A 17,932-nucleotide genomic window follows, 5' to 3' on the forward strand; every position below is an offset into this window, starting at 1 on the left:
GATTACTTCATCATTAATCGACGGAGACGGAATCTTGAGGCATTTCTCCTGAGTCTGTCTTTTCTCTTCCAAATTCCTCTTCCGCTTGACTTTCACTCTTGATGTCAATTTTCCATCCCGTCAGTTTGGCAGCAAGCCGGGCATTCTGCCCTTTAATACCGATGGCAAGCGAGAGCTGATAGTCAGGAACGATGACACGGGCCATCTTCTCCGCTTCAAAAACTTGGACCTCGAGCACTTTGGAAGGACTCAGCGCATTAGCTACGTACTCTTCCACGCTCTCGGAATAGCGAACGATATCTATTTTCTCGCCGCGCAGCTCATTGACAATCGTTTGGACGCGAGTCCCCTTCGGACCGACACAGGAGCCGACCGGATCCACTTCACTGTTCCTTGAATGTACGGCAATTTTAGAACGAAAGCCCGCTTCGCGCGCCACGGAGCGTATTTCGACGACGCCGTCAAATATTTCCGGCACTTCAAGCTCAAATAGACGCTTTAGCAGCCCTGGATGGGTACGTGAAAGTAAAATTTGCGGTCCCTTCGTCGTGTTCTCTACCTTCGTTATATAAGCCTTAATCCGATCCCCATGCTTGAATTTCTCATTGGGCATCAGTTCATTAAGCGGTAGATGAGCTTCGATTTTTCCAAGATCTACATATACATTACGCTGATCCTGACGCTGCACGATGCCGGTAACAATGTCCTCTTCCTTCTCGATAAAAGCGTTGTAAATCAATCCCCGCTCCGCTTCCCGTATGCGCTGCGTCACAACCTGCTTCGCCGTTTGGGCAGCGATGCGCCCGAAATCCCGAGGCGTTACTTCAATCTCCGAAATGTCATCCAACTGGAAGCTCGGATTGATCTCGCGAGCTGCCGTAAGAGATATTTCTGTCCGTGGATCAAGCACCTCTTCAACGACAAGCTTGCGGGCAAATACTTTAATAGCTCCGGTATGACGGTTCATATCGACCCGAACGTTTTGCGCCGTGTTGAAATTTCGCTTATAGCTGGAAATCAAAGCGGCCTCAATCGCTTCGAATAAAATATCTTTGCTGATTCCCTTTTCCCTCTCCAACTCATTTAAGGCTTCAATAAAATCCATACTCATCTGCCTCAAGTTCCCCCTTTCATATTCCGTTCAGGTCAATTAAAAGATGATGGCCAACCTTGCGCTGGCAACTTTGTTATATGGAATGGCATGATTCTTCTTGCCTACCGCAACGACAAGCTCGTCGTTATCAAAGGAAAGAAGGCGGCCTTCAAATTCTTTCAGACCATCTACCGGTTCATATGTAGTTACAAATACATCCTTGCCGACGGCTTTCGTCACATCCTCTGCCTTCTTGAGCGGACGCTCCGCGCCAGGTGAAGAAACTTCCAGAAAATAAGCGGAAGGAATCGGATCATCAGCATCCAGCCTCTCGCTAAGATATTCACTGATCCGGCCGCAATCATCGATATCGATGCCCCCGTCCTTGTCGACGAAGACGCGCAAAAACCAGTTGCTTCCCTCTTTTACGTATTCCACGTCTACCAGTTCAAAGCCGTTCTCCTCCAAAAAGGGCACAACCATCTCTTCCACGGTCGCTTTGATCTTCGGTGTACTCAAGCGTACCTACCTCCATAACATTCATTCCTATATACCAAAGAGTAAAGAGTGGGTTTCCCCACTCTTTAAACAACGGTTCTATCTCCATGATTACCAAAAAAATTATAACATAGTCCAGCACTAGTGACAAGTAAAACACCTTTACTTCACAAGACCAACGTCTGTTACAAAGCAAATTTCTAATCAGGGAATTGTAACGATAAAATGGAGGGGATATTAGGATTATGAAATCTAAGGAGGCTATAACCAATTCCAGAAATTCCGTTCATTAGGCCCAAAGACTCCATGTTATTCGATAAATCATTTTTCCAGTAATTAACATCAAAATTATGAACCAGTTTCAATGCCATCTGAGTAGCTTGTATCCCTAAATCCTGCAGGTTTAATAATTGAGCCATCTGTACTAAAATTTCTACATTACCGAAATTCCCATGACAAAGACACAGGGATTTTCCAAAACCCGATTGTTTTATTTTTTCAATAGAAACATTAATGTCATTTCTAATACTTGAATCGATATAGTATTTGCTTATTAAAACTCTGCTTAATCCTATTCCTGGTGCTCCGTGGCACCAAAAAGAGCTGTATGAACCTTTCTCTGAAAACCTCAAATCCTTCCAATTTGATTCTTTTGCAGAATAAAACCTTTTTTCATATTGCAATAATGTATTTAAATAATCATAATAAAGCGTATTGTCAGTAATGGACCAGAGTTCTGTCATAACCCAGGCCATCCCTGCGGCTCCATGGGAAAAACCTGTCAATAAACGCTGAGACTTAATCTTTTCTTGGTTACTATTTATTAAATGTTGAGCGCATTTATTAGACAAATTAATTAAATGCTCATTTTTGAACTTTTGATATAATTGAATGCAAATATACATTAAGCCAGTTACTCCGCCTATTAAATCCAGTTCAGTGTCCTTCTCAATAAATTGTTCTGCCTCAAAGATAACTTTAAGTGCAGAATCGTGCAATTTTTTATTTCCCCATATTGCGCCTAAATGATAATAACCGTATGCGACACCCGCAATCCCATTATAAGCTGATATATTTTCTAGGTTTTGTTCACTGATATGACTTTGAACAGAGCTTAAAGCAGCTTTTGCTAAGTGTACGTACTTTTCTTCGTTTGTTTCCCTAGCTAAATAGGCTAAAAACAGAGAAATACCAAGCAATCCATCATACAAAGATTCGTTTGTTGGAAGAATCATCCCATTTTCTTTTTTAATTTCAAGCCAGAAAACCTGATTCGATTCTTTGTCCCATATAGCATGCTCTATTAAAAAATCACCGATTTGTTTAGCTTTTTCTAAAAATAATTCACTGTTATTTTGTGCTTCCAACTTCATTGATAAGTGGGCATTTTCATTTCCTTGGTAATTTACTTTGGTTTCAGGTAAATATTGACTTTCAAGAGACAATCTAATATACCGAATTTGTTTCTCACAATCTATTGGGCTAAGTTTATCTATCTTCTGATATAAATTGTCAAGACAAGAAACCTGGTAAAAATTTTCTATTACATTATTTTTGCCACTAAAAATATATTTGTTATTTATTTCAAAGCAAAAATGAGGTATATCGTTATTTAATAGATCAAAAGTTTCGTAATGAATTATCCCTTGAATTCGATTATATAGTATGGATTCCCTCCATAAGTGATCAAAAAGTTTCACTCTAGATAATCCATCTTGCAAATAGTCCGGGTGAAGACTTGTTTCTAATAAAAAACCATATTCTTTCGTCGGACGAAGTATATGTCTTACACTCTTATCAGAAAATGAAGCTAATTGCTGTAGTAGCAGATCCGACTTGTGTCTCAGCAGTATATTGTACATGTCTTGGAAACCATCAATGATTTGATGGTAGTATTCTAAAGGATTTATGACCTTATCTCCTACGAAAAGTCTATTGGTGCTTGATGTAAATTGGGCCTTTTTCTTAGTCATTCGCATTTCATCAGTAAATTTATTTTCAATTACCCAAACTTCATTGTTACTTTCTTGTTTCTCGATATTAACAATTGCACTAAAATCAAATTCTTCTTGATTAGTGATACTTTTAACTGGAAGAAGTAAACTAGCAAAAATTGAATCACTAAATTCCTTATTAACTACATGCTCTTTAATTGAACCTGTAACTAAATCATAATGATTACAAAATAAAGTTTCCATATCTATCAAAATGGGAAATTCTTCATGAGCGATTACATTTTCCAGATGAAAATCAACTGCGTTGAGTATATACAGTAATGCGACATAACCTCCAAATCTATAATAATACCTCTCTACCTGTTTTTCAGTACTACAAGCTTTATTTGAAACAAACTCCTGCCATCCATAACCTTCCTTTGAAATGGTCTTTACAGTTTTTAAGGAGTATTTGAATCCTTTTCCATTAAGCCAAGAAGTTAGATAAGAAAACTGGTAATCTAAATCTAATGAACGAGGTTTATAAACAATTTTATCTCCTGACTCAAAAACTAAGATGGATACCGATCTTCCACCATGGTGATGATCACCTGCACTTACATCAATCTTTATTAAATGATTATAATTTCCTTGAAAAACTTTAGATATAAGATCCACATCATTTATGAATCTCTCTAATAATTCGAAATATGATTCGGTAAACCTCGTAATTATTTCAATAATCAATCTTGCCAAAACAGGGTACAATTGCAATAGAGAAATTAAGTAATTTTTATTAGCAAGTATATTTTCAACATAAAACAAATACCTTTCTTCCGATGTATCGCCTATTAATTCGTCAGATATTTTTGCTATATGTAATTCTTGAATTAGTGTTCGAAAACTTAGTTTACTTAGTTGATCAAACAATTGATTTAACGCGGTTAATTCAAGAGAAGTGAAATTTACAACATAACGTGTGTGATAAGTCCGCCCAAGTAAGTCATATTTTTGCTTAAAGATGGTTTTCGCATACTCAAGAAAAGGCACGTAGAAGTTATAAAACAGCGGTTTGTCCTTACAATCTGAAACAAAATTCGTATCCGCATGAAAAATCTCTTTGAGCGTATTAACCCATTCTAATGATTTTTTATCTTTCAATCTAATGGAGTCTCTATTACTAATAATATTTTCAAAAGAATCTAGGTCTAATTCATCTGCTTCCAAACGGTATTGCAATTTTTCTTCAGAAAAATCTCCAACTTTTAACCATTGATCTACTATATCCTCACGTTTTAATACGCCTTCAACATAAGCTCGTTCACTTAAATACGAACCCTTCAGCCAATTATCAAAACTAAATAGCTGTTCACAAAGCATATCTTACCTCCATGAATTGTGATGAAGTTTCTATAATATATGAATTCTCACAATTAACGATCTACCTAAAAAGGGTGCCACATAATAGCACCCTTCATCGTTTTGAAAATTTATAAATCATTAGGCTTCGATACCACAGTCTCTTGGAGTTGTAACCAAACATTCTGCAACGGAAGGACAGAAAAGTGAAAGGCATTTATAAATCGAGATTCTAATAGAATTAGGACTCACTTCCGCTCCTCCAACAACATTTTCAATTTCATTTTCACTAACAATCCCTACTGGATGATCAAAACTAGAAGCATTACCTCGAAAATCCGGATCCCGAATTGCGCGAATCTTGTCAGCCAAAGACATATTCATTACCTCCCATATATTATTATTTTCTTCCTTAATATACCATAGTATTTTTTTCCATGCAATACTATTTTATGAATTTAATATGTTGTTAAGACTTCACCTTGCACGTTATCATAAAAATAGTTTTTATAATAATTATTGTTCGATATCAATTGGTAATGAGTCCCCTGGCACACAATCCTCCCATTCTCTATTACAAGTATCTGATCCGCATTCAAAATAGAGGTAAGTCTATGTGTAATAACGACTCTGGTACATTGAATGGAAGAAAAGTAGGCATCTATCTTTTGTTCATTAATATAATCCAGTGAACTGGTAGCTTCATCTAACAGTAATATGCGAGGTTTATGAAGAATCGCCCTTGCAATGGCTAATCTTTGACGTTGTCCACCGGAAAGTGCCATTCCCATTTCAGAAATCTGAGTATGGTAATGCATAGGCATCAGCATAATTTCTTCATGAATTTGAGCAATCTTAGCTGCTTCAACTACTTCTTCGAAAGAAGCATCCGGTCTGTGAATGCTTATATTCTCAAAGATGCTGCGGTTGAACAAGTTTACATTTTGGGAAACTACACCTATGTTTGTCCTTAATTGATGTTTACTTAACTCCTCTAATAGAACCCCATCATATTTAATAGTCCCTTCTGTAGGAAAATATAACCCGGTCAGCAACCCAGCTAATGTACTTTTTCCTGAACCGGATTTCCCTACTATAGCTACCTTTTGCCCACTTTGAATATGCAGAGATACATTATCGATGACATTCTCTCCATATTTTGAGTATTTAAAACATACATTCTCTAATTTTATTTCACCTTTAAATTTATTAATTTCTTTTAGATTATTACTTTCGTGAGGTATTGGCGAATTCATGACGTCTTGTATGCGATTTACGTGTACTTTTACCTGTCCAAACATATTTGAAATCTGTACCAATGAAGAAGTCAAAGTAAAAAATTGTATAGTTAGCGTATTAAACGCTATAAGGCTTCCTAATGATAACTGATTTGCTATAACTAACTTAGAACCAATAAATAAAATTAAAAGAGGAGCAAATATAGTAATACTAATAGAAATTGAATTTACATAATTAATTAACTCTAACTTTTTCCTTCTGCTAGTAATCAATTTATTAAACTCTTCACACCACTTTTTCAAAAAAATATCTTCAACCCCCGATAACTTAATATCGGATATTCCGTATAACATTTCCGTTTGAGTTCCACTAACAATAGAAGACCTTACAATTTCCTCCTTGCTTCTCTCTACAATTTTATAATTGCTAAATATCATAAAAACTATATTCAAACCGCCCAAGATAATTGTCCACAAAGCTAGAGGTGTGGATTGATAAAACATATATATTAATATTGTTACAACTACACCAATATCTAGTACACATTTGAAGATATAATTGGATAAGAGTTCTCTGATAGTTTGTAAGCTATTTGCTCTGAATAAAAGATCTCCGAAAGAACGAAGCTGAAAGAAATTATAAGGTAATTTAAGAAGATGCTTAAAAAAATCTGTAGTCAATTGTGTATCTAATAAATTTTGTAAAAATATGACTAGCTTTCCACGTGTTAGAGTGATTATGCCAAGTGAAAAAAATAAGATAACTATTCCTAGCCCATAAATATACATTTTACTGGATGCTTCAGATATAATGACGTTATCAATTATAAGCTTAGTAAAGAATGGAACAGCTAAAGAAATTAATTGAAGAATTATTGAGGTAGCTAGCAAACTTAATAAAATTCTCGGTGTTTTGAAAAGTAATTTGATTATTGGAATCCAACTACTAACTTGTTTTTTTAAAATCAATCTCTTCGTTGGAATGCACTTCAATACATATTTTGAAAATTTTAGACTAAACTCATCTTCATTAAATATTCTTCTTCCATGTTCAGGATCAACGACAAAGTATTTATTTTTATATATCTTTTCTAAAACTACAAAGTGCTTCTCATCCCAGAAGATTATCAAAGGTAATTGGTCGTTATTCAATTGCTGAAGGTTCAATTTTTGACAGATAGTATCAAACCCTAATAGTTCAGCAAGTTTTTTTAGATTTAACAGTGATATTCCATCTCTTCCATGCCCTGTGAATTCACGCAATTCTAATAATGATACATGTTTACCGTGATATGCTGATATCATTGCCAAACAACATATTCCGCAATCCATTTTATCCATTTGTTCAACATACGGTACTTTTTTTTTAAAAATAATACCCCCTCCAATCAGCACCCTTAATTTATATAAATATACTATATATGGTTATAACAGTAAACTATCTATGGTGAATGATATAAAAAAAGTACCATACATAAAATGAAACTTATGCATGGTACAAATAGCTCTTATTAAAACAGGGAAAGCTGGTTGCTTTCCGGAAGTCCAATGAAGCATCCCAAATTATTAAGTAGTTCCACGACCGTTTTTGTCGCTTTTGACTTTTGCTGAAAATCTTCAATGGATAAAAATTCTCCCTGTTCCTTCGCTGCGGCGATATTTCTGGCCGCATTATCCCCGATCCCTGCCAGTGCGGAGAACGGAGGAATTAGCGCATCGCCATCAACGATAAAACGGGTTGCATCCGAGCGATAGAGATCAATGTTTTTGAAGCGGAAGCCGCGCGCCGTCATCTCAAGCGCCATTTCTAAAATCGGCAGCATATTTCTCTCTTTGGGCAGAGCCTGAAAACCCTTTTGCTCAATCTCCTCAATTTTGCGGTAAATCGCCTCATAGCCTTGGCAGAACAGCTCAATATCAAAATCTTCCCCGCGCACCGAGAAATAGGTCGCATAATATTCAATCGGATGATAGAGCTTGAAATAAGCGGTCCGCACCGCGGAGATAACGTAAGCAGCCGCATGCGCTTTAGGAAACATGTATTGGATTTTGAGGCAGGAATCGATGTACCACTGTGGCACCTTGCATCTTTTCATCTCATCGATCCACTCCTGGGTCAATCCCTTTCCTTTACGAACGCTCTCCGTAATTTTAAACGCCAGACCGGCATCCATTCCCGCCTTATAGATCAAATAAAGCATAATATCGTCCCGGCAGCCGATAACGGTCTTAATGTTGCAAGTTCCGTTCTTGATCAGATCCTGGGCATTGCCCAGCCATACGCCTGTTCCATGAGACAATCCCGAAATTTGCAGCAGGTCGGCAAAGGAAGACGGCTGCGACTCAATAAGCATTTGGCGCACGAACTTCGTCCCCATTTCCGGTACACCATAGGTCGCCACCGGTGTACGAATCTGTTCAGGCGTGACTCCGAGCGAGTCCGTTGAGTTAAACATGCTCATTACCTTCGGATCATTCATCGGAATCGTCGTCGGATCGACACCGGTCAAATCCTGCAGCATCCGCATCATCGTCGGATCATCGTGGCCCAGAATATCGAGCTTAAGCAGGTTCGCGTCGAAGGCATGATAATCGAAGTGGGTCGTTTTCCACTCTGCATTAACATCGTCAGCCGGAAATTGAACAGGCGTAATGTCCTCCACCTCAATATAATCGGGTACGACCACGATCCCCCCCGGATGCTGCCCCGTGCTTCGCTTCACACCCGTACAGCCTGCGGCCAGACGGTTAAGCTCGGCGCCCCGCCAGCTCTTGTGATGCTCTTCTTCATACTTCTTGGCAAAGCCGAAAGCCGTTTTCTCGGCAACCGTGCCGATCGTTCCGGCGCGGAATACGCTTTTCTCCCCGAACATCTCCTTTGTGAAGTTGTGAGCATGCGGCTGATATTCTCCCGAGAAGTTCAAATCGATATCGGGTACCTTGTCACCCTTAAACCCGAGAAAAGTCTCGAAGGGAATATCCTGTCCTTCCCCCTTAAGCTTCTCTCCACACTCTGGGCAGCTCTTGTCAGGAAGGTCGAATCCGCTTGGCACGCTGCCGTCGAGAAACCACTCGCTGTGCTTGCATTCCGGATTGGCGCAAATATAATGCGCAGGCAGCGGGTTAACCTCCGATATCCCGAGAAATGTCGCGACGACCGAAGAGCCGACGGAGCCCCGGGAACCGACGAGGTAGCCGTCCTGGTTCGATTTTTTGACGAGCCGTTCAGATATAAGATAGTTAGCCGAGAAGCCGTATTTGATAATGGGTTCAAGTTCTTTTTCAAGACGCTGAACGACGACCTCCGGCAAATTTTCTCCATAAATCGATTTGGCCGTATCGTAGCAGGTGTTGCGGATTTCATCATCAGCCCCTTCGATAATCGGCGTAAACAGCTTCGTCGGGAACAGCTCCAGTTCCTCAAAGGCATCGGCCAGCTCAGACGTATTTTTCACGACAACTTCATAGGCCTTCTCTTCACCGAGAAACTGAAACTCCTCCAGCATTTCCTCTGTTGTACGGAAATGGGCATCCGGCTTGCGGATATCCTTCAGCGGACTAAAACCGGTAATTCCATGAATCGTAATATCTCTGTATAACTTGTCGCGGGGCTCTAAATAATGCACATTGCCTGTGGCCACCACCGGTTTGCCCAGCTTAAAGCCGATTTCGCAAACTTTGCGCAGTGCTGTTTCCAATTCCTGCACGCTGCCAACGAGTCCTTTCTCGACCAAATGCATATACATCGTCAACGGCTGAATTTCCAGCACATCGTAAAACTCCGCTACTTCCTCCGCCTCTTCGAGCGACTTGTTCAATACCGTCTCAAAAAACTCGCCCTTCTCGCATCCTGACATAATGAGCAGTCCTTCCCTCAGTTCAGTCAGCTTGGATTTAGGGATACAGGCTACTCGCCTGAAATGTTCCGTATGGGACTTCGATACCAATTTGTACAAATTTTTCTTTCCGGTCATATTGAGGGCATAAATTCCGCAATGGAACGGCCGGACGTTCGACAAATCCTTACCTACCTTGGCATTCAACTGATCCAGCGTTTTATAGCCTTCGATTTTAACCGCGTCTTCAAGCAGCCCATTCAAAATTTCCCCCAGAGCGAGCGTATCGTCGATCGCCCGGTGATGGTTTTCGAGCGATACTTTATATTTGGCCGCGAGCGTATTAAGCCGGTGGTTTTTCATCGTAGGAAACAGCATCCTAGCCAGTTCCAGCGTATCAAGCACCGGGTTGTCGAGCGGCGGCTGCCCAAGCTCCTTCAGCTTGGCATTGACAAAACCGATATCAAATCTGGCATTGTGTGCGACCAGCACAGCATCCTCGGCAAATTGGACGAACTCTGCCAGGACGGGCGCCACATCGGGGGCATCCTTAACCATGTCATCATTAATGTTCGTCAATTGCTGGATATTGTATGGAATGCGCACATGCGGATTTACAAACGTCGCATAGCGGTCAATTTCTTTGCCATCCACCATTTTCACGGCAGCAATTTCGATAATTTTGTTCTGGGTCACGGACAAGCCCGTCGTCTCGATATCGAATACGATATATGTAGTCCCCTTTAAATCGTCCGGACGCGGATTCAACACGACGGCCACATCATCGTTGACGACGTTGGCTTCCAGACCATAAATCATTTTGATCCCATGCTTGCTTGCTGCTCTATCCGCATCCGGATAACACTGAATACCGCCATGATCCGTCACGGCTATCGCTTTATGTCCCCATTTGGCAGCTGTCTTTATATATTCTCCGATCGGTGTCACAGCATCCATCGTACTCATCGTGGAATGCAAGTGGAATTCGACCCGCTTCTCTGCAGCATTATCTTTGCGGCTAGGCGGTGCGGAAACCTCGCACAAATCCGAAGGAATCATGACGAGCTCAGGTACCGGCATAAACCGATCCATTTCGACGCGCCCTCTCGCCCTGACCCACTTGCCATTAGCAAGCTGATTCATTACTTTCAAATCTTCCTTGTTCTTGGCGAACAGCTTCATTTGCAGCGAATCTGTAAAGTCGGTCAAATTGAAAATAAACAAGGTGTTGCCGTTGCGCAGCTCTTTCCGATCTAACCCGAAGATCGTCCCTTGAATCGTAATCTTTTTTTCTTCATCCTGGATTTCCTGAAGCGGAACAGGCTGTTCCTTGATGTCATAGCCAATCTGTAGTTTAACGGCCTCACCAACGTCATCCTCCGGCGGTGCTTCCGCCGCCATGCTCTCCATCATTTGCTGGATGAAATCGCGTTCTTCCTCAACGATCCGCTGCTGGAATTCCTCGAACGCTTCGGCGCTGTTCTCCCCTGTTTGAAGCTTGATTCGCACCTGAATATTGAAATACGTTTCGTAAAAGGACGTAATATACTTATCGATGCTTTTTTTCCTGGCTAGCTCCAAAGCCATCGCATCGCTAAGGGTAATCGCAATAAGATTGTCCTCAATATCATACGTTGCCCTGGCTAACCAGCCGTTTACGGAAGGAACTTCCCGCTGCACCCATTCCAGAAACAGTTTCCAATATTCCGAAATGATATCTGCAGCAGCTACTCCCTGCCCATATCGAAATTCAAACGAAATGTGGGCAATGTGCTCCAGCCGTTCCTTGACCCGTAAACAAAAGGTCCGATATGCCTCGGCGGGAACAAGCGTTTCTTTTGCGATGGCAATTTTCCATTCCCGGTTACTGCGGCTGACTTCCACCTGCTCGATCCATCCATCCAAAAAGTATGGATCCATCAAACCGGCAGGCATCTCGGTCTGCTGCATCAACAACTCCAGCCTTTGTCTCTTCTCCCCAACTGCGGTCATGATATCCTCCCCTGAATACATTCCTCCATGTGAGGTTAAGATAACTCTGTGAATAAAGAAAAGCTTCCGCAAGGAGGTCCGAGCGGGGTTGTCCCCACCCGGCAGCTCACTGCCGGAAGCCCTCCGATGTTCACTTGCTTACGGACTAGCCTGCTTTCTATAAAACATTAGCATTACAATAGCCATTCAAGCTTAATATGCTCTGGCAAAAACAACTGTGTGCTGCGCTTCTTCTCCACATACGAGGCATTTGGATTTCTTCGTGCCCGGTTCAAATGGAATATTACGGCTAGTTGCGCCGGTTTCTTCCTTAACATGACGCTCGCATACTTCCGAGCCGCACCAGCCCGCTAACGTGAAGCCGCGCTTCTCTTCAATGCTCGACTTCATTTCCTCCAGTGTATCTACACTGTAGAAATGCTCCTCACGGAAAGCTTTGGCACGCTCGTACATTTCATTGTGAACTTGCTCCAGCATAGCCTGAACCTCTTCTACAAGCTTATCCTGCTGCACTACTTTTTTCTCCCCGCTAATCCGCGAGACAAGTACACAGACGCCGTTATCCATGTCACGAGGCCCCAGCTCCAGACGGACTGGCACACCGCGCATTTCATATTCATTAAATTTCCAGCCTGGCCGTACATCCGCCCGGTCATCCATCCCTACGCGAATGCCCGCCTTCTTCAACTCGGCAAACAGCTCGTCTGCCCGGCCAATAACAGCATCACGCGTTTTTGGCGGTCCGATCGGAATAATCATAACCTGCTTAGGCGCAACCCTCGGCGGCAAGGCAAGTCCCCGGTCATCGCCATGAACCATAATGAGCGAGCCGATCAAGCGGGTACTGACTCCCCAGGAGGTGGTATGAACATATTCCTGAACGTTGTCCCGGTTCAAATATTGAATATTAAAAGCGACGGCAAAATTCGTTCCAAGGTAATGAGAAGTACCCGCTTGCACCGCCCGGCCATCCTTCATCATCGCTTCAATCGAATACGTGTCGACTGCCCCGGCGAACTTCTCCGAAGGTGTCTTCTGCCCGACAATGACGGGAATCGCCAAATAGTTCTCTACAAAATCCCGGTAAATCTCCAGCATTTGCATCGTTTCTTCCCGCGCTTCCTGCTCGTTCTCATGCGCAGTGTGGCCTTCCTGCCACAAAAACTCGCTCGTACGCAGAAACGGCAATGTCCGCTTCTCCCACCGTACGACGTTGGCCCATTGGTTGATCAGAACCGGCAAGTCCCGATAGGATTGAATCCACCTCTCATACATATGGCCGATCATCGTTTCAGAGGTAGGACGTATGGCCAGCCGCTCTTCCAGCTTCTCGCCTGCCGCTTCGGTTACCCAAGGCAGCTCGGGGTTGAATCCCTCCACATGCTCTTTTTCCTTTTGGAAAAAGCTCTCGGGAATAAAGAGAGGGAAGTAAGCGTTGCGATGCCCTGTCTCTTTAAACCGGCGGTCCAGTTCCTCCTGGATATGCTCCCATATTTCGTAACCGTCCGGTTTGAATACGATACAGCCGCGCACTGGCGAATAATCCATCAAATCTGCTTTTTTAATTACATCGATATACCAGCGGGAAAAATCCTCTCCCTGCGGAGTAATCTCCGTTACGAACTGCTTCTCCTCATTTGCCATTAAAACCTTGTCCTCCCGTTAAAAACAACTTTATTTTGAAGCACCGAATAAACCTATTTTAATTGGTTAACTCTGTATCAACCGCAATATATCATTATACGTCACTGCGAGCATAAGCAAGAACAGTGCAGCGAAGCCGATAAAATGCACCAAGCCTTCACGGTTAGGATCCACCGGTTTGCCACGCAGCGCTTCAACCCCCAAGAATATAAGCCGGCTTCCATCCAGGGCAGGAATCGGCAATAAGTTAAAGATCCCTAGGTTCAGGCTTATTATCGCTGTCCAAAACACAAAATCGGTAAACCCTTGCTTTACAACTTTACTGGTTGCTTCAATCATACCAACCGGCCCGGCCAAATCATTCATGGAGAATCGGGCAATCAGCTGCTTCAAACTAGAGAAAATCAGCTTGCTCATGCTTGTCATTTTTTCGGCAGCCACCGTAAATGTTTCCCCGAAGGAAGCGCTGCGCGTCTCGAAATAAGTGACAATGACCGCGCCGATCTTGCCGCCTTCCTCATTCTCCACAGGCCGCGGAGTAACGTTAATCGTTAACAGTTCATCTCCACGCCGGACCGTCCAATTCATCGGGATGTCCTTGGAGCCGGAAATCGTTTCGATCAGCTTGGTTGCGTCTGTACCTACAGGTACGCCGTTAATCGACTCAATAATGTCACCCTTCTTAAAACCTGCCTCAAAGGCGGGCCTTTGCTCTATGACATCCCCGAGTTCGAGATGCTCCGGTTCATCCAGCGGAATGCCCGCCATTTGCGTATGAAGTGCAAACAGTACAAATGCGAGAATAAAGTTCATCAAAGGCCCGGCAAAAATGGACAATGCCCGCTGTCCTACTGTCTTGCTGCCATATTGACGGTCACGTGGCGCAATTTGCGTCTCACTGCCTTTAGCGACAAGCATCGCTTGCGGATGAACCCGGTAGGCGATAACTTCCCCGTCGACGTCAAGCACGATTCGCAGCCGGTCTTCGAGGTCTACCTCTTGAATTTCACCGCGGATGACGTTCTTCCGGTTGTCCAGGCGGTCGAGATAGATTTTACGAACCTCGTCCCCTTCTACTCGCAGGGCTACGGTTTGTCCGCTTTGAATCTGGACAAATTCCGGGTCCTCCCCGGCCATTCTGGCATATCCGCCAAAAGGCAGCAAACGGAGGGTAAATTGGGTTTCGTTTCGTCTATAGGAAAACAGCTTCGGTCCAAAACCGATTGCAAACTCACGAACCAAAATGCCGGCCCGTTTGGCAAAGTAATAATGTCCCCACTCATGTACAGTGACAATCACGAGAAACATGAGCACTGTCAAAAATATGATTCTCAGTAATTCCAATCGAAAGCATCCTCCTTTTTGCCACAGATCGTCCAGTTCATTTAGATTATCATTATTCTCCGATCTGGCACAAGAGAATACCAGCAGGGAACTTTTTTTCACGGAAACTTAAGGAAATTATAATAATGCGGCCGTCTCTCTGGCCCAGCGGTCAGCAGCCTGGATCGTTTCCAGATCCGCTTTCGCTACAGGGATATGCTTGGAAAGCACTTCTTCAATGATCGTTTCAATCTGCATGAATGGAATAGCCCGGCTCATAAAACGAGCCACTGCCACTTCATTGGCCGCATTAAACACCGTCGTCGCCGTCCCACCTATTTTACCACACTCATAGGCCAATCTTAAACAAGGGAATCGCTCCTCATCCATTTCACGGAAATGCAGCTTGCCGACCTCTGCCAAGGATAATCGCTTGGATGCGGATGCTAGCCTCGCCGGGTAAGTCATAGCATATTGAATCGGGACGCGCATATCCGGCGTTCCAAGCTGAGCGATGATGCTCCCGTCACGATATTCAACGAAAGAGTGGATGATGCTCTCTGGGTGCAGTAGGACTTTAATTTTGTCATAAGGAAGATCGAAAAGCCAGTGCGCCTCAATGACCTCCAATCCTTTGTTGACCATCGTGGCCGAATCAATCGTAAGCTTGGCTCCCATCGACCAATTGGGGTGCTTTAAAGCATCCTCCAGCGTTACATTTTGCAGCTGTGCCCGCGTTAAGTCACGAAATGCCCCGCCTGAAGCGGTCAATGTAATGTGGTCCACCTCATTCAGGTTCTCCCCATTCAGGCATTGGAAAATGGCGGAGTGCTCGCTGTCTACCGGCACCAATTTAACACCCTTCTGCTTGGCCAGCTCCGTCACGATATGCCCGGCAGTCACGAGCGTTTCTTTATTGGCAATACCGATCGTCTTCCCTTCGGCAATAGCGGCCAATGTCGGCGGCAGCCCGGCGCTGCCGACAATCGCGCTGAGTACAAAGTCTGCATCAGTGCCAGCTGCCACTTCAATCAATCCCTGCTCGCCGTAGTAGAGCTCGACATCTGCCGGAAGGAGCGGGGCTACCTGCTCAGCTAATTGTTTACTGCCAATAGAAGCCTTCTTGGGCCGAAATGCATTAACCTGTTGTACAAACATATCGATATTGCTGCCCGCAGCCAAACCCTCAATCACAAATTGCTCAGGATGCTGCATCACAACGTCAAGTGTTTGCGTACCGATCGATCCAGTAGAACCAATGACAGCTATTTTCCTCATAATATACCTCTCTTTTTTACAAATAACTGTTACGACAGCAATTGAATTCAACTATTGGACTCAATTCGAGTCAATTGGAGTTCCTATACGAACGTAATGCAGCTGCTGAAGTGATTAGTAGTAAGGAAGCAGCATCAAAATATGTACAAACGGAAATACGACGACCCAACTGTCACAACGGTCCAGAATACCGCCATGCCCGGGTAGAAGCTTACCGGAATCTTTAATGCCGTAAACCCGTTTATAGGCAGATTGAATTAAATCGCCCAGCTGCCCGACTACTGCTGCTGAAGCACCAAGCAAAATAGCCCGGCCCAGTGAGAGCAAACCATCGGAGAACAAGGCGAACAGCACTGCGGCTACAACAGCAAGCGCGATTCCCCCAAGGGCGCCTTCCACCGTTTTATTCGGACTGATGGCGGGCCAAAGCTTTTTATTGCCGAACCTTCGCCCCGTAAAATAAGCCCCTGCATCACTGCTCCATATTGCAGCCAGCATAAGGAACGTCCAGAATACCCCGTGCCCGTCCGGTGTGAACCGTGTTGTCGCAATAGAAGAAAATCCGATACCGATATACATCGTACCGAGAAATAAAAGCGAAGCTTGGCCGACCGGAAAATCGTTTTTGGTAAATACCGTAACCGCCAGGAATAGAAACATCATTAACCACAGGGCAGGCATAGTTTCGAGCGGCATGCTCCAGTTTAACAGGCTCCACGGAAACATCATATAGAGTATGCAGATATAACCGAGCATGGCCGGTCCGCCGAAAGCTGGCATTTTGGTCATCCGAACGAACTCATAATAGCCGACCAATGCCATGGCCATAAGGAGCCCTTGATATCCAATTCCACCGATCAGGCACACGCCTAAAAAAAACACACCTGCAACCAGTCCTGTAATCAATCGAATCTTCAAATTCTACACCTTCTATCCTGCTATGATAACCCTCCGTAGCGACGTGTGCGGCGCTGGTATTCGGCTACCGCTTCAATCAGCTGCTCACGGCCGAATTCAGGCCAATATAAGTCCGTAAACCACAGTTCACTATACGCTACCTGCCAGAGCATGAAATTGCTAAGTCGGAGCTCGCCGCCCGTCCGAATAAGCAAATCAGGATCACCCAATCCTGCTGACAGCAAGTGGGAATTCACCATCTCTTCCGTAATGTCGTCCGGAGACAAAATACCTTCCCGCACCTGATGCGCGATCACCTTCATGCTCTCCGTTATTTCACGACGACTGCCATAGTTCAGCGCAAAATTCAAAATAAGGCCGGTATTGTGCTTTGTTCGGGAGATCGCTTCCTCCATGGCTTCAATCGTATGCGCGGGAAGATTATCCGTATGCCCCATCATACGCACCTGAACATTTTTCTCAATAAGCTCCTCAAGTTCAAGCGCCAGAAACTCCTGCGGAAGCGACATCAGGAAATCAACTTCATCCTTGGGCCGCTTCCAGTTTTCTGTCGAAAATGCATATAGAGTTAGTATCCGAATGCCGAGCTCGTCTGCAGCGATCGTTGCCCGCTTCACTGCTTTCATTCCATTGCGATGTCCAATGATGCGCGGGAGGCCTAATCTGCGAGCCCAACGCCCGTTGCCGTCCATAATGATCGCGACATGCTCTGGAATGTTATCACCCGGCAACACTTCGGCAGAGTGCTTTTCCCCTTTTTTCCACCAGGATTGAAATAACTTGATCATTCCTCTTCCTCCAGCCGGTGATGAAAAAGAG

General features: G+C 43.7%; 11 protein-coding genes. All 11 read right to left on the minus strand.

Annotated elements, in window-relative coordinates; genetic code table 11:
• Positions 1-13: 13 nt before the first annotated feature.
• The 11 genes from nusA to G358_RS0114945 all read right to left on the minus strand — a co-directional run bounded on the left by nusA (position 14) and on the right by G358_RS0114945 (position 17,901).
• Positions 14-1,111 carry a transcription termination factor NusA gene (gene nusA / locus G358_RS0114895; RefSeq protein WP_019638034.1) on the minus strand — a complete coding sequence of 366 codons (1,098 nt, stop codon included), beginning with the start codon at positions 1,109-1,111 and terminating at the stop codon, positions 14-16.
• A 39-nt stretch (positions 1,112-1,150) separates the two neighbouring features.
• Entirely contained in the window at positions 1,151-1,612 is a 462-nt protein-coding gene (gene rimP, locus G358_RS0114900; RefSeq protein ID WP_019638035.1) for a ribosome maturation factor RimP, read from the minus strand.
• A gap of 179 nt (positions 1,613-1,791) precedes the next feature.
• Positions 1,792-4,905: a type 2 lanthipeptide synthetase LanM family protein gene (locus G358_RS0114905; RefSeq protein WP_019638036.1), complete on the minus strand. Its 3,114-nt coding sequence runs from the start codon at positions 4,903-4,905 to the stop codon at positions 1,792-1,794.
• Between the two features lie 120 nt (positions 4,906-5,025).
• The gene (locus G358_RS0114910) at positions 5,026-5,262 is read right to left on the minus strand and encodes a hypothetical protein (RefSeq protein ID WP_019638037.1); all 237 of its coding nucleotides are present in this window, start codon (positions 5,260-5,262) and stop codon (positions 5,026-5,028) included.
• An 80-nt stretch (positions 5,263-5,342) separates the two neighbouring features.
• A complete protein-coding gene (locus G358_RS0114915) occupies positions 5,343-7,517 on the minus strand; it encodes a peptidase domain-containing ABC transporter (RefSeq protein ID WP_084662804.1) in 2,175 nt (724 codons plus the stop codon).
• A 116-nt stretch (positions 7,518-7,633) separates the two neighbouring features.
• Positions 7,634-11,950 (minus strand): PolC-type DNA polymerase III, encoded by a 4,317-nt coding sequence (locus tag G358_RS0114920; protein WP_026342276.1) that lies wholly within the window; start codon positions 11,948-11,950, stop codon positions 7,634-7,636.
• 192 nt (positions 11,951-12,142) lie between these two features.
• The gene (gene proS / locus G358_RS0114925; protein ID WP_019638040.1) at positions 12,143-13,594 is read right to left on the minus strand and encodes a proline--tRNA ligase; all 1,452 of its coding nucleotides are present in this window, start codon (positions 13,592-13,594) and stop codon (positions 12,143-12,145) included.
• Between the two features lie 66 nt (positions 13,595-13,660).
• Positions 13,661-14,938, minus strand: a complete 1,278-nt coding sequence (gene rseP, locus G358_RS0114930) for an RIP metalloprotease RseP (protein ID WP_019638041.1) — start codon at positions 14,936-14,938, stop codon at positions 13,661-13,663.
• A 117-nt stretch (positions 14,939-15,055) separates the two neighbouring features.
• Positions 15,056-16,195, minus strand: a complete 1,140-nt coding sequence (locus G358_RS0114935) for a 1-deoxy-D-xylulose-5-phosphate reductoisomerase (RefSeq protein WP_019638042.1) — start codon at positions 16,193-16,195, stop codon at positions 15,056-15,058.
• Between the two features lie 114 nt (positions 16,196-16,309).
• Positions 16,310-17,113 carry a phosphatidate cytidylyltransferase gene (locus tag G358_RS0114940; RefSeq protein WP_019638043.1) on the minus strand — a complete coding sequence of 268 codons (804 nt, stop codon included), beginning with the start codon at positions 17,111-17,113 and terminating at the stop codon, positions 16,310-16,312.
• Between the two features lie 20 nt (positions 17,114-17,133).
• Positions 17,134-17,901 carry an isoprenyl transferase gene (locus tag G358_RS0114945; protein WP_019638044.1) on the minus strand — a complete coding sequence of 256 codons (768 nt, stop codon included), beginning with the start codon at positions 17,899-17,901 and terminating at the stop codon, positions 17,134-17,136.
• Between the last annotated feature and the right edge of the window lie 31 nt (positions 17,902-17,932).

The organism is Paenibacillus fonticola DSM 21315 (assembly GCF_000381905.1).
Taxonomy (GTDB): Bacteria; Bacillota; Bacilli; order Paenibacillales; family Paenibacillaceae; genus Fontibacillus; species Fontibacillus fonticola.